The organism is Burkholderia cepacia ATCC 25416, assembly GCF_001411495.1.
In the GTDB taxonomy this organism is placed as follows: Bacteria; Pseudomonadota; Gammaproteobacteria; order Burkholderiales; family Burkholderiaceae; genus Burkholderia; species Burkholderia cepacia.
Genome location: NZ_CP012983.1, coordinates 981,376 through 994,361, shown reverse-complemented (window position 1 = coordinate 994,361; position 12,986 = coordinate 981,376). Strand labels below are relative to the sequence as shown.

Below are 12,986 nucleotides of genomic sequence, written 5' to 3'. Positions count from 1 at the left end.
GCACGCCAGCAAGGAGGTCGACATGAACAGCACGCTGAACCCCGACAACGAACCGGCCGGCCCGGACGACGAGAACGCCCGTCGCGGCCGCGACGGCCGCGCGCTGGGGCCGAGCGATTCGTCCGACAGCGGCAGCGACACGGCCGGCGCGCGGCGTTATCCGTTCGACATCGATTCGCCGCTCGACGCGCATGCGCTCGAACGCGGCGATGCCTCGCTCGACAGCGATACGGACCGCACGGGCACCGGCGAGCGCGCGTCGGCGGACGGCGATTCGACGCTCGAAGAAGGTGCCGATATCGAGCCGGATCGCACCGAGCGGCTGAGCGGGCCGGATCGCGACGACGCATCCGGGGAGCCGGACGATCCGGACGATCCGGGCGCCGGCGGCGGGCCATGACGCCCGGCACGCAAAAACTGCAATCGCATTGCAGATTCGCGCGCCCGGCAGCGGATCGACGGCGCGGCGCGCATGTGTCGTGCGACGGCAGCGATATCGGCACGCGGCTTGCGTTCGAGCCGGCCGGCATGCGTCGTGTCGCGACCCGGCATGGGGCCGTGCGCGGCGCAGGCGCGAACAAGGAGAGACACGATGCAACGACGATATCCCGGACGGCACGGCGAGCGCGGCATCCCGGACGACCCGGCACGATGGCCGGACGAAGACCCTGAATCGGCGCGCCGTCGCTCGGTGAGCGAGAGCGTCGGCGCGGAAGACTGGGGCAGCGAATGGACCGAGCGCGCCGCGCGGCCGGCGGACCAGCGGCGCGGCATGTCCGACCCGGGCCGGCAGGGCGGTGCGCGCCAGCCCGGATGGGAGGCAGAACGCGGCTACCGCGAACCGGGCCGCCGTGCGGAGGGCAGTGAAGGCCCGTACGGCGGCGACCGTCCGGAATTCCGCGGTCATTACCGGATGGGCCGGTACGGCGGCGAGCACGACCGTGGCGACCCGCAAGACATCTCGCGCTACGGCGGATACGCGCCCGACCGGTCGCGGCATGGCAGCGACGCCGACCGCGACGCGCTGCGCCATCGTCGCGGGCCGAAAGGCTATACGCGTTCGGACGAGCGCATCCGCGAGGACGTGTGCGAGCGGCTCGCGCATGCGCTCGACATCGACGTGAGCGACGTCACCGTTCAGGTACAGGACGGCTGCGTCGTGCTGGACGGCACGGTGCCGTCACGCTGGATGAAGCACGACATCGAGGATCTGGCCGACGGCTGCATGGGCGTGCGCGACGTCGAGAATCGCGTGCGCGTGCACCGCGACGGCGAACACGATACGGGCATGGTGCTGCATCCCGACCAGCGAACCGTCACGCCGACGCTGCCGCCCGCGCGCGATCCCGAGCCCGGCACCGCCGAACGCGACCGCGAGCGCAAGCCGCATCATTGACCGGCCGTGCACGAAACGGCGCGACTGCGGGCTGCGTGTGCATGACGACAGCGCGTGCGGCCCGACGCGGGCGCGTGTTCCGGTATCGATCGGTTCACGCGCGGCCGGGTCGCGCACCGTGCGACGACGTGGCAGCATGACGGGCCGCGTTTACGGGGGCGTCGCGTTCGACGGGCTGGTCGTGTCGGTCGCGACGGTTGTGCCGGTTGCATTCGCGGACCCGGCGGCGTTCGTCGCGGCGCCGCCGTTCACCGCATTGCGTTCATGCTCGGGCAGCAGTGCGAGACGGTTGTACAGCGTCTTCAGGCTGATGCCGAGCGCTTTCGCGGTGCGCGGCTTGTCGCCGTTGAAATGCCGCAGCGACGCGACGATGAAACGCTGCTGCGTATGCGCGAGCGTCGTGCCGAAATGCAGCGTCATCGCGTTGTGGCGCACGTCGTCGCGCGGCAGCAGCCGGCGCGGCAACTGCAGGTCGATCTGCTCGTCGGCGAGGATGAAGGCGCGCTCGAGCGCATTGCGCAGCTCGCGCACGTTGCCGGGCCACGAATACGCGCGCAGCGCCTTCATCGCCTGCATCGACAGCCGCTTGCGCGTGCGGTGCCGCGCATTCAGCCGCTCGACGATCTGCAGCGCGATGTCGTCGACGTCGTCCTCGCGCTGCCTGAGCGCGGGCACGTGCAGCGCGACCGGCGCGATCCGGTAGAACAGGTCCTCGCGCAGCCGGCCGCTGCGCACGGCCTCGACGGGATCGTGATGGGTGGCCGCGACGATGCGCACGTCGAGCGGAATCGGCTCGTGACCGCCGACGCGGACGATCGTGTTCGATTCGAGCGTGCGCAGCAGCTTGACCTGCAGTTCGGCCGGCATCTCGGCGATTTCGTCGAGAAATAGCGTGCCGCCGCGAGCGGCTTCGAACATGCCGACATGCTGGGCGATCGCACCGGTGAAGCTGCCTTTCTCGTGCCCGAACAATTGCGACTCCGCGATATCGGGCGGGATCGCGCCGCAGTTCACGGGGACGAATGGCCCGCGCCGGCGCGGGCTCAAGTCGTGCAACAGCCGCGCGACGATGTCCTTGCCCGCGCCGCTTTCTCCGACGATCAATACGCTGATGCGCGTCGCGGCCACGCGCGACACCTTCATCAACAGGGTCTGGATCGAACGCGAGCGTCCGGACAGACGCTTGCCGTCATCGACGGATTTCGACATGACGTGATATCGAATGGGGAAGATTTGACCGACTATGACCCAGGCACATGAAAAAACGACACGTTATGCGCCGTTATTCATGCGCAAAGCATACGTGTTATGTCGCCGCGGCCGCATTGAATCTCGCAATGCATGCCGCGCGGGCGGATAGATTTATTCGATGAAGGGCCGATGCGCGACGTCGCTCTTCTATACTGCTAAGCGATTCCTTCGTCATGGCAGCATGGCCTGCCAGTTCATTCGCTGCAGCGTGGAATGCATTGCCTCGTGCCTGGCGGCGTGCGATGCGCTGCACATCTGTCGCGATGTCCGGTCGACACTTGCACCGGCTCGCATCACGAGGAGCTTCGATGCCCTACGTCCTGATCGTCGAAGACGATGCCGATACGCGCACGATGCTGGCGACGCTCGCGCGCACGCAGCAACTCGCCTGCGATACCGCCGCGACGCTGGAGGAAGCACGCGCGCTCGTGTCGACGCATACCCCCGATCTCGTGCTGTGCGATCTCGTGCTGCCCGACGGCAACGGGATGGACCTGTTCGATGCGTTGCCCAAGCGCGCGCATTGCGAGATGGTGCTGACCACCGGCCATGCGAGCCTCGAAACCGCGATCGACGCATTGCGGCGCGGCGCGACCGACTATCTGGTGAAGCCGCTGAACATGCAGCGGCTGAACAGCATCTTCGCGCGCGTGCCGCGCACGACCGCGCTGCACGAGGAAATCGCGGAGCTGCGCTCGGAACTGCAGCGCCTCGGCCGTTTCGGCCGCATGCTCGGCAGCTCGCCCGCGATGCAGGCCGTCTACGATGCGATCGGGCGCGTCGCGCGCACCGAGGCGTCGGTGTTGCTCACCGGCGAATCGGGCACCGGCAAGGAGCTTGCCGCGCAGACCGTGCACGACCTGAGCCTGCGCCGCCGCGGCCCGTTCCTCGCGGTGAACTGCGGTGCGATTGCCGCGAACCTCGTCGAGAGCGAGATGTTCGGCCATGACCGCGGCAGCTTTACCGGCGCGGAGCGCCAGCACAAGGGTTTCTTCGAACGCGCGGACGGCGGCACGCTGTTTCTCGACGAGATCACCGAGATGCCGCTCGAATCGCAGGTGAAGCTGCTGCGCGTGCTCGAGACGGGGCGCCTCACGCGGCTCGGCTCGACGCGCGAGATCGACGTCGACGTGCGCATCGTCGCCGCGACGAACCGCGATCCGGAAGCCGCGATGGCCGACGGCAAGCTGCGGCCCGACCTGTTTCACCGGATCAACGTGTTTCCGATTCCGCTGCCGTCGCTGCGCGAGCGCGGCGACGACATCCCGATGCTCGCCGATGCGTTCCTGCAGCACTACAACGAGGAAAGCGGCCGCAACCTGCGCTTTGCGCCGGCCGCGCGCGAGGCGCTGAAGACCTACGAATGGCCCGGCAATGTACGCGAACTGCGCAACTTCGTGCAGCGCGCGAGCATCTTTACCGACGCCGACGTGATCGACACGCTGCCGCCGCCGATCATGGAGGAGCTGTCCAGCATGGTCGATTCGCACGAGGATCGCGTGACGGTGCCGTTCGGCACGCCGCTCGAGGAAGTCGACCGCAAGCTGATCCTCGGCACGATCGCGCAGTGCGGCGGCGTGAAGGCGCAGGCGGCCGAAGTGCTCGACGTCAGCCTGAAAACGATCTACAACCGGCTCGCGCAACTGGAAGACGAAACGGAGAAGCCGGACTCCTGATGCCGTCGCGATCACACTCATGCTCCCGTTTCCGCATCACGCGTGCGCAACCGGCGACGGCATCGCCGGGATGCGGCGAGACGAGCCCGCGCGCCGGCGCGGCCGTCGCGTGAATCATCCCGTGGCGGGCGGCTGCGCGGCCGGTTCCGGCCGGCCGTCGCGCGTCGTGCCGGTCGGCGGTGTCCGGGGTCGCGGCCGTCGGCCGGCCCCGCAGGAGCGTGTCCGATGATCGATCTTCCCCGGCGGCAGGCCGGAAACTACGCGACGGCCGCGATGCTGGTCGCGATCGCGACCGTGCTGCAGGTGCTCGCGATCCGCTTCGGCGGCGTGAACCTGCCGTTCGTGATGTACTACCCGCTGCTCGCAGGCGCCGCGTGGGCGACGTCGTTCCTGTTCGGGATCGTGTCGACCGTCGTCAGCGGGCTGCTCGTGTGGACCCTGTTCCTGTCCGATCCGGCCGCCTATCCGGCGCCGCTGCCCGAGCGGCTCGTGCAGCTCGGCACCTTCATCCTGATCGGTGCGTTCGTTTGCGCGATCGCGTCGATGTTGCGACAGACACGGATCACGAACGATCGCGCGCGCCGACACGAGGCGGCTTTACGCCGGCAGCTCGAAGCCGTGCTGAGTGCGCTGCCGCACGGCGTGATCGCGGTCGACACGAAAGGGCGGCTGACCTATATCAACGCGGCGGCGGCCGAACTCGCCGGCTGCCGGCCGGACGACGCGGCGGGGCGGCCGGTGCGCGACGTGCTGCGGATCGTCGATCGTGACGGCCGCCGCGTGCAGACGACGCCGCTCGATCGCGCGCTCGACGGCGCGGACGCGGTGTCCGACCGGCACTGGCTGCAGCGTGACGGCACCGGCGATCCGGTGCCGATCGTCGAGGTCGCCGCGCCGCTCGGCGATCCGGACGGCAATCTCGACGGCGCGGTGCTGCTGCTGCGCGATGCCGGCGCGGATCGCGCACGCGTCGACGCGTCGCGCTTGCAACGCGCGGTGGTCGACGCATCGCCGGACGCAATCGTCGGCATCGACGCGAACGGCCGCATTGCCAGCTGGAATCCGGCCGCGCAGCGAATCTTCGGTTACGACGAGGCCGACGCGCGCGGCCGCATGTTCGACTCGCTGATCGCCATGCGCTGGTTGCGGCGCAATCCGCTGGCCGAATCCTTCGAAGCGATGCGCGACCCGGTCGGGCCGCTCGAACTGCTGTGCGTGCGGCGCGACGGCCGGCGTTTTCGCGCGACCGTGTCGGCGTGCCCGGTACGCGGCGAGGCACGCGAATGCGTCGCGCTGTCGCTGACGCTGCGCGAAACCGGTGCGCAGCGCCGGCGCGACCTCCGCGCGCAGCGCTCGCTGCGGGGCGCGCGCGACGCACGCGACCAGGCCGATACGTCGAACCGGCTGAAGGACGAGCTGCTGGCGACGGTGTCGCACGAGTTGCGCACACCGCTGAACGTGATCTATGGCTGGGTCGAGGTGCTGCGCAATTCCGGCGACCAGGCGCTGCAGAACCAGGCGATCGATGCCATCGACCGCAGCGCGCGTTCGCTCACGCGGATGGTCGGCGACATTCTCGATGCGTCGTCGCTCGCGACCGGCAAGCTGCGCCTCGACGCGACGCCGGTCGACATCGTGCGGCTGTTCTCCGATTCGGTCGGCGCGTTCCAGACGGCCGCGTCATTGGCCGGCATCGAGCTCGAATTCGATTGCGAGACCTCGTCGTGCATCGTGTCGGGTGACGCCGAGCGATTGCGGCAGATGTTGTCGAACCTCATCTCGAACGCGCTGAAGTTCACGCCGGACGGCGGCAACGTGACGGTCGGGCTCGCGCGCGACAACGCGCGGGTGATCCTGACCGTGACCGATACGGGGCAGGGTGTCGCGCAGGAGTTCCTGCCGTACGTCTTCGACATGTTTCGCCGCGCGGACGATTCGCCTGCGTCGTCGCGACGCGGCCTCGGTCTCGGCCTGTCGATCGTGCGGCATATCGCCGAGCTGCATGGCGGCCGCGTGACCGTCGTGAGTGCGGGCCGCAATCGCGGCACGACCTTCACGGTGACGCTGCCGGCCGGCTGGCAGCCGGTCGGCGCGATGGCGTGGGGGCTCGCGCAGGCGGGCGGGCAGCGCGAGCCGCTCGTGCTCGATGCGCAGCGGATCCTGATCGTCGACGACGATGCGACGACGCGGGCGAGCCTCACGGCCGCGCTGACCACGTTCGGCGCGTCGGTCGCGATCGCGTCGTCGGGCCGCGAGGCGCTCGCGGTGGCCGCCGACTTGCGGCCGACCGTCGTGCTGTCCGATCTCGCGATGCCGGACGGCGACGGCTTCTGGCTGCTCGATGCGTTGCGGCACGGGGCGATGAACGGCGACAGCGGTCCGCCCGACGTTTGCGTGCTCGCGGTCACCGCGCATGCCGGCCTCGCCGACCAGCGCCGTGCGCTGGAGGCCGGGTTCGACGGCTATCTGTGCAAGCCGGTCGACGTGCGCGAACTGGTGCACAAGATCGCGCACGCGACGAAGCGAGACGACTGACGCGCGGGCCGCGGTTGCTTGACGTCGAGGGCGCCGGTAGTCACGACCCTCTCGCACGGATGTGAACCGGGAAAGATGTCGCTGCCGTCGACGAACCCGCGTTTTATCTCGCAGTCTTCCGTTGAGTATTTACGTCGCGTCGCGCGAGTAGGCCACGGCATCGTGGTCGATCTCGCGCTTCGCAGATTGCTTCGCGACGTCCGCAACTTGAATCCTCCGCCCGCCCGCGTCCACACCGCCGGCTCCCCGCAACCGCGATACGTGTTCACTGATCGACGCGCTTCCTCGCCGGGCGATGCCCCCGAGGTCCGGCCCGCGCAAACGGGCCGCCGTGACTGCCTGTCGGCAAGCGGCATACCCGCACCGCTGCCGGGGGGGAACCGCCGGCCGTCATGCCGAAAAAATTACAACGCATTGGATGAAAGCGCGTCCGGCCGGCGATTGCCGCCAGCACCGGGCGGCGCGACCGCGGCACGCGGTTTGCGCCCGTCGTGTCCGCCCGCCGGCCGTGCCGGCTCGACGAAAGGAGGTCACGATGAAGGTATTCCAGCTGCAAGCCCGCTCCCTGCACATCCGCCGCCATCGCGCGAAGCGTGTCGGCATGGCGATCGCGATCGTCGCGGCTAGCGCCTGCGTCACGGCCGTGCCGGACGTGTTCGCCGCCGGCGACGACAGCGCCGCGTCGTCGTCCATGTCGTCGACGTCATCCACGTCGTCGCATTCGACGGCCGGCAGGAAGATCCGCGACGCGACGATCACGACCAAGGTGAAGGCCGAGCTCGTCGGCACGAGCGGCCTGTCGTCCGGCGACATCCACGTGAAGACGCGGCACGGCATCGTGATGCTCACCGGCAGCGTGCCCGACGAACAGCAGCGCACGCAGGCCGTCGGCGTCGTGAAGCAGGTGGACGGCGTGCAGGACGTGCGCGACCAGCTGACCATCCGGGCCAAGTAACGTTGCCGCTACAGGAGTTCCGTCATGAACTGCATGCTCAAACCGGTCGGCGAGCAGACGATCGTGATCACCGGCGCGACGAGCGGCATCGGCCTCGTCACCGCGCGCAAGGCCGCACGGCGCGGCGCGAAGCTCGTGCTGTTCGCGCGCAACGAGGGCGCGCTGAACACGTTGTGCGAGGAAATCAGGCAGCACGGCGGCCTCGCGGTGCCGGTCGCCGGCGACGTCGCGAACCTCGAGGACGTGCAGCGTGCGGCCGCGAAGGCGGCGGACACCTACGGCGGCTTCGACACCTGGGTCAACAACGCGGGCGTGTCGATCTTCGGCACGGCGGCCGCGGTGCCGCTCGAGGACCAGCGTCGCCTGTTCGAGACCAACTACTGGGGCGTCGTGCACGGCTCGCTCGTCGCGGCCGATCACTTCCGCCGCAAGCGCGATTTCCACGGTGGCGCGATCGTCAACATGGGCAGCGAGGCATCCGATGCGCCGGTGCCGCTGCAAAGCGCGTACGTCGCGTCGAAGCACGCGGTGAAGGGTTTCACCGATTCGCTGCGGCTCGAGATGGAATCGGACCACCTGCCGGTGTCGGTCACGCTGATCAAGCCGGCCGCGATCGACACGATGTTCGTGATGCACGCGAAGAACTACATGAACGTCGAGGCGAGGCTGCCGCCGCCGATCTACGACCCCGACCTCGTGGCCGACGCGATCCTGTTCGCGGCCGCCCATCCGCGCCGCACGCTGTTCGTCGGCGGTGCCGCGAAATTCACGTCGGCGAGCGCGTACCACGCGCCGCGCCTGTTCGATCGCGTTGCGGCCACGCTGTTCTCGCGCGGCCAGCGCACGGTGCGGCCCGCGCGCCCGCGCGACGACAACGCGCTGTACGACTCGCGTCATGCGCTGCACGAGCGTGAAGGGATGGACGGCCCCGTGCTGCGCAGCTGTGCCTACAACACGGTGGTGCAGCGGCCGAAGATGGCCGGCGCGGTCGTGCTCGGCGCGGCGGCGCTCGTGTTCGCCGCGCTCGCGCGTGCGCGCCGCGGGCCCGCGTGATGCCGTTTCCTTTCATTCGATCAAGGAGGTTTCGATGACATCCCGACAACACACGGGCCACGAACTCAGCCGTGCCCGCGCGCACGAAGGCGAGCGCGCGCAGCAGGACCACGACAAGGGCGGGCACCAGACCGGCCACGGCAAGCCGCCGGGCCCGGTCGACGTGCAGAAGGCGCTGAAGGGGATGGACTACCCGGCGAGCAAGGCGACCATCGTCGAATGCGCGCAACGCTCGCATGCGGCCCACGACGTGCTCGACATGCTCACGCGCATTCCCGATCGCGAATACGACACGCCGGCATCGGTGTCGAAGGAGCTCGGGCGGCTGATGTGAGCCGTGCCGCCATCGTGCCGTGCGCGCTCGCGCGCGGCGTACCGCGACAAGGAGCACGAGCATGGCGATGATCGTCGCAGGCCGCTTCACGACGTTCGATGAAGCCGAGAGCGGGGCGCGCAGCCTTTACGAGCGCGCGTTCGGCACGGACGACGTGTCGATTTTCTTCCTGAACCCGGGCGGCCAGCACGCGCGCTTTCCGATCGGCGGCGACGTCTACGCCGACACGGCGGCGAAACCCGGCGGGCGCGGCGCGATGGTCGGCGCGATGCGCGGGTTGCTGATCGGCGCCGTTGTCGGGGTGGCCGTCTATGCGGTGGGCGTGCGCTACTGGTTCGTGCCGGCGGCGGGCGCACTGGCCGGCGCGTATCTCGGCGCGCTGGGCGGTGCGCTCGGCCGGATGCGCGGCGAGCAGGACGAAGGCAAGGGCACGCTTGCACGAAGCGAGACGGGCGTGATCCTCGCCGCGCATGTGACGCCTGAGACGGCCGCCACGGCGGAAGACGTGCTGCGCGCGACGGGCGCGAGGTCGATCGAGCGCGTCGACGGCGACTGGCAGGACGGCAAGTGGCGCGATTTCGATCCGGTGCGCCGGCCAGACGAAGCCGCACGACGACGCGGCCGGTGACGTGGGCAGCGGCAGGCTGGCCGGCGAGGCCGCGCCCGTGGCCGACGGCGCGAGCGACATGACGGGGCAGACGCTGCACCCGAACGGCGGCTCGATCGTCGGCGGCCGCTTCCACGCAAGTACAAGGAGAAGGCAGATGAAACATCCGAACTGGACGATCGCGGCGCTTGCCGCAGGCGTGCTCGCCGTATCGGGGCTCGCCGGCGCGCAGGCGCCGAGCGAGCCGCCCGCATCGAATTCGCATGTGCCGGGCGGCGTGATCAATCCATCGTCGGGCGCGGGCGCGGGCGACGCGCGGATCGCGAAGGCGCCGCAAGGCGGTGACGCGGAATTCATCGACAAGGCCGCGATCGCCGGCAAGGCCGAGGTGCAGGCCAGCCAGCTCGCGCTGAAGCAGGCACAGTCGCCCGACGTGCGCGGCTTCGCGAAGCAGATGGTGAACGACCACGGCAAGGCGAACGCGCGGCTCACCGAGCTCGCCGCGCGCAAGGGCATGAAGCCGCAGGTCGAACAGATTTCGGACCCCGACGTCGAGGCGCTGCGCGGCAAGAACGGCCGCGACTTCGACGTCGCGTATGTCGCGGCGGTCGGCCCCGACGCGCATCGCAAGGCCGTCGCGCTGTTCGAAGGCGAGGCGCGCGACGGCAGGGATCCGCAGCTGCGCGAATTCGCGAGCGCCACGCTGCCGACGCTCAGGCATCACCTGAGCATGGCGCAGGCGCTCGAACGCAAGGTGGGCGCGCGATAACGCGTGCCCGTTCAACCCCGGGCCGCGTGCGGCCCGTTTTTTTCGGAGAGGCAGTCATGGCCCATCGGCAACCGAAACACGAAGGCATCCGCGAATTGCTCTGTCAGGCATACGAAACCGAGCTTGGCGGCGCGAAGCTCTACGAGGCCGCGCTGCAGTGCGCGACCGACGGCGATCTGCACAAGGAATGGGAGAAGTACCACCGCGAGACACAGCATCACCAGGAAGTGCTGCGCAAGGTGTTCGAGGCGTTAGGCATGGATCCCGATGCGCAGTCGCCCGGACGCAGCGCGGTCGCGGCCACCGGCAAGTCGCTGGTTCACGTGATCGAGCAGGCACGGAAGCACGCCGATCCGGCAGTCGCGCAGGTCGTCGCGGCGGAGTGCGTGGTGCTCGCCGAGACCAAGGATCACCTGAACTGGGAGCTGATCGGCTACGCGGCCGACCAGTTGTCGGGCGATGCGGCGAAGACATTGAAGGACGCGCACGACGAGGTCGAGGCCGACGAGGATCACCACCTGTATCACACGCGCGGCTGGGCGCGCGAGATGTGGATCGAGTCGATGGGCTTCAAGGCCGTGCTGCCGCCGCCGGAGGAAGTGAAGAAGGTCGAATCGGCGGCGGAGGCGGCGCGTGCCGAGCGCTCGCGCGGCAAGATGATGTGACGGCAACGGGGCGGCAGCCGGGGCGTTGCCGCTCCCGGTTGCGGCGCACGATGATGGCCACCGCGAGCTGCACGGCGATCGGTTCCGGCGACAGGAGAAAGGAGCGGCGCGATGCAACCCGACCCCGGCGCCGATCCGGCCGCCGCCCGGCATCGCGCGTGTTCTCCCTCGCGATCGGCGCGGTGCCGTAGCGCACATCACGCACACAACGCACCTCACCTTCCGCCGTCCCGGCATGCAAAAAAGACGCCCCGCGCGAGCGGGGCGTGTAGAAAGGAAAGCGGATGGCGTCGGCGAACCGGCGCCCCATCGTCGCGCGATCAGTGACGGTCGCGCTCGCGCGGATCGTTCAGTTCCTCGGTCGGGTCGGTCAGCCCGAGTTCGTCGCCGCCGCTCCAGTACGGCGCGCTGCCGTAGAACTCGTGCAGCGGCTCGGCCCATTGCGGATCGGCCATCGCCGGCCAGTGGTCCTTGTCGAACCCCGGCGCGTTGCGGATGCGCTCGGACGACACCGACAGCAGGAAGCATTTGCGTTCGGTGTCGAGCGTGAGCGCGCTCCACGGAATGGCGTGCAGCTTGTCGCCGATGCCGAGGATGCCGCCGCTCGACAGCACCGCGTAGGCGACGCGGCCTGAGCGCACGTCGAGCATGATGTCCTTGATCTTGCCGACGTCGTCGCCGTCGGTCGTATAGACCTTGTCGCCTTCCAGCGTATCGGCCGCCATCACGTCGGGGCCGGGGCCGGCCGCCGTTGCGGCGCCCTTGCCGATGATGCGGGTCTGACCTTGATCGGAAGTGTGCATGGTTTCCTCCAGGCTGCGTGGGGCGCGACGGTGCCCGGGGCGGGCCCTGCGGGTCGCGCGGGTAGCGTGCGGCGCAAGGATCGCGCCGTCACGTCTGCTTCGGTTGCGACACGCCTTCGAGCGTGTTCGCGACGTCGTCGCGCGCCGGGCCGGCCGAGCGCGTCGCGATGTCAGCGAGCGACAGCATGCCGACCAGCCGTTTGTCGTGATCGACGACGGGCAGGCGGCGCAGCTGCGCGTCCGCCATGTAGTGCTGGATCTCGTCGAGCGAATCGTCGTCGAAGCACCATTCGATCGGGCCCGATGCGACTTCGTGGACCCGCGTTTCCGGCGGCTTGCCGGCCGAGATCGCGCGCACCGCGAGATCGCGGTCCGTCACCATCCCGATCAGCCGGTTGTTGTCGCACACGGGCAGCGCGCCGATGTCGTAGCGCTCCATCAGTTGCGCGGCATGACGGATCGAGTCGGTCGGCGCGATGCGCACGACGTCCTGCGACATGATTTCGTTGACGCGATGCATGACTTCCTCCTTGCAGGTGGGGATGGCGATTCGTCGCTGGAGTCCGCAAGCCGCGTGCCTTCCTGCACGCGCGGTTCGCTTGGGTACGTCACGCGCCGTCATCGCGTTCGCGCGGGCTCCGCCACGGCCCTTCGTCGTGCGTGCCGGGCGGCGTGTCCGGCTCGATCCGCGTGACGCCGCCGGTCGCCGGCGGGTCGCTTGCCGGAAACGTGTCCTCGAGCTGCTTGTCGATATGGCGTTCCGAATGGCGCGTGCGCGTGCGGTCCTGGTGCTTCAGCGGCGGCGTCGGGTCGGGATGCCGCTCGTGGGCCGGCGCGTCGTGGCCGGGCCGGGTCGAATCCTTCATCGCGAGGCTCCGTATCGGTGACGAGGAGCCGGGATTGCCGCAACGGCCGTGCCCGGCTCGCGGACGCGGCACACGA

General features: G+C 69.4%; 14 protein-coding genes. 10 read left to right on the top strand and 4 right to left on the bottom strand.

Features of this window, described 5'->3' with window-relative positions; genetic code table 11:
* The first annotated feature begins 22 nt into the window (after positions 1-22).
* Both APZ15_RS41965 and APZ15_RS36635 read left to right on the top strand, forming a co-directional pair.
* Positions 23-400 carry a hypothetical protein gene (locus tag APZ15_RS41965; protein WP_027792506.1) on the top strand — a complete coding sequence of 126 codons (378 nt, stop codon included), beginning with the start codon at positions 23-25 and terminating at the stop codon, positions 398-400.
* Positions 401-592: 192 nt separating this feature from the next.
* Positions 593-1,396, top strand: coding sequence for a BON domain-containing protein (locus APZ15_RS36635; RefSeq protein ID WP_027792507.1), 804 nt, complete (start codon positions 593-595; stop codon positions 1,394-1,396).
* 150 nt (positions 1,397-1,546) lie between these two features.
* Here the strand turns inward: APZ15_RS36635 and APZ15_RS36630 are convergent, their stop codons facing one another.
* Complete coding sequence (locus tag APZ15_RS36630; protein WP_027792508.1) at positions 1,547-2,605, bottom strand: sigma-54 interaction domain-containing protein; 1,059 nt, start codon at positions 2,603-2,605, stop codon at positions 1,547-1,549.
* A 350-nt stretch (positions 2,606-2,955) separates the two neighbouring features.
* Between APZ15_RS36630 and APZ15_RS36625 the strand changes: the two genes are divergently transcribed.
* The 8 genes from APZ15_RS36625 (at position 2,956) to APZ15_RS36590 (ending at position 11,241) form a co-directional block, all read left to right on the top strand.
* Positions 2,956-4,323, top strand: a complete 1,368-nt coding sequence (locus tag APZ15_RS36625) for a sigma-54-dependent transcriptional regulator (protein ID WP_027792509.1) — start codon at positions 2,956-2,958, stop codon at positions 4,321-4,323.
* 225 nt (positions 4,324-4,548) lie between these two features.
* The gene (locus APZ15_RS36620; RefSeq protein WP_027792510.1) at positions 4,549-6,858 is read left to right on the top strand and encodes a hybrid sensor histidine kinase/response regulator; all 2,310 of its coding nucleotides are present in this window, start codon (positions 4,549-4,551) and stop codon (positions 6,856-6,858) included.
* A 535-nt stretch (positions 6,859-7,393) separates the two neighbouring features.
* Positions 7,394-7,813: a BON domain-containing protein gene (locus APZ15_RS36615; protein WP_027792511.1), complete on the top strand. Its 420-nt coding sequence runs from the start codon at positions 7,394-7,396 to the stop codon at positions 7,811-7,813.
* A gap of 24 nt (positions 7,814-7,837) precedes the next feature.
* The gene (locus tag APZ15_RS36610; RefSeq protein WP_027792512.1) at positions 7,838-8,866 is read left to right on the top strand and encodes an SDR family oxidoreductase; all 1,029 of its coding nucleotides are present in this window, start codon (positions 7,838-7,840) and stop codon (positions 8,864-8,866) included.
* A gap of 34 nt (positions 8,867-8,900) precedes the next feature.
* Entirely contained in the window at positions 8,901-9,200 is a 300-nt protein-coding gene (locus APZ15_RS36605; RefSeq protein ID WP_027792513.1) for a DUF2795 domain-containing protein, read from the top strand.
* A 61-nt stretch (positions 9,201-9,261) separates the two neighbouring features.
* A complete protein-coding gene (locus tag APZ15_RS36600) occupies positions 9,262-9,828 on the top strand; it encodes a hypothetical protein (RefSeq protein ID WP_027792514.1) in 567 nt (188 codons plus the stop codon).
* Between the two features lie 136 nt (positions 9,829-9,964).
* A complete protein-coding gene (locus APZ15_RS36595) occupies positions 9,965-10,576 on the top strand; it encodes a DUF4142 domain-containing protein (protein ID WP_027792515.1) in 612 nt (203 codons plus the stop codon).
* Between the two features lie 56 nt (positions 10,577-10,632).
* Positions 10,633-11,241, top strand: coding sequence for a DUF892 family protein (locus APZ15_RS36590; RefSeq protein WP_027792516.1), 609 nt, complete (start codon positions 10,633-10,635; stop codon positions 11,239-11,241).
* 320 nt (positions 11,242-11,561) lie between these two features.
* Here APZ15_RS36590 and APZ15_RS36585 read toward each other — a convergent pair whose 3' ends face one another.
* The 3 genes from APZ15_RS36585 to APZ15_RS36575 form a co-directional block, all read right to left on the bottom strand.
* Positions 11,562-12,044, bottom strand: a complete 483-nt coding sequence (locus tag APZ15_RS36585) for a PRC-barrel domain-containing protein (RefSeq protein ID WP_027792517.1) — start codon at positions 12,042-12,044, stop codon at positions 11,562-11,564.
* Between the two features lie 88 nt (positions 12,045-12,132).
* Positions 12,133-12,564 carry a CBS domain-containing protein gene (locus APZ15_RS36580; protein WP_027792518.1) on the bottom strand — a complete coding sequence of 144 codons (432 nt, stop codon included), beginning with the start codon at positions 12,562-12,564 and terminating at the stop codon, positions 12,133-12,135.
* An 88-nt stretch (positions 12,565-12,652) separates the two neighbouring features.
* A complete protein-coding gene (locus APZ15_RS36575) occupies positions 12,653-12,910 on the bottom strand; it encodes a hypothetical protein (protein ID WP_027792519.1) in 258 nt (85 codons plus the stop codon).
* Positions 12,911-12,986 lie beyond the last annotated feature (76 nt).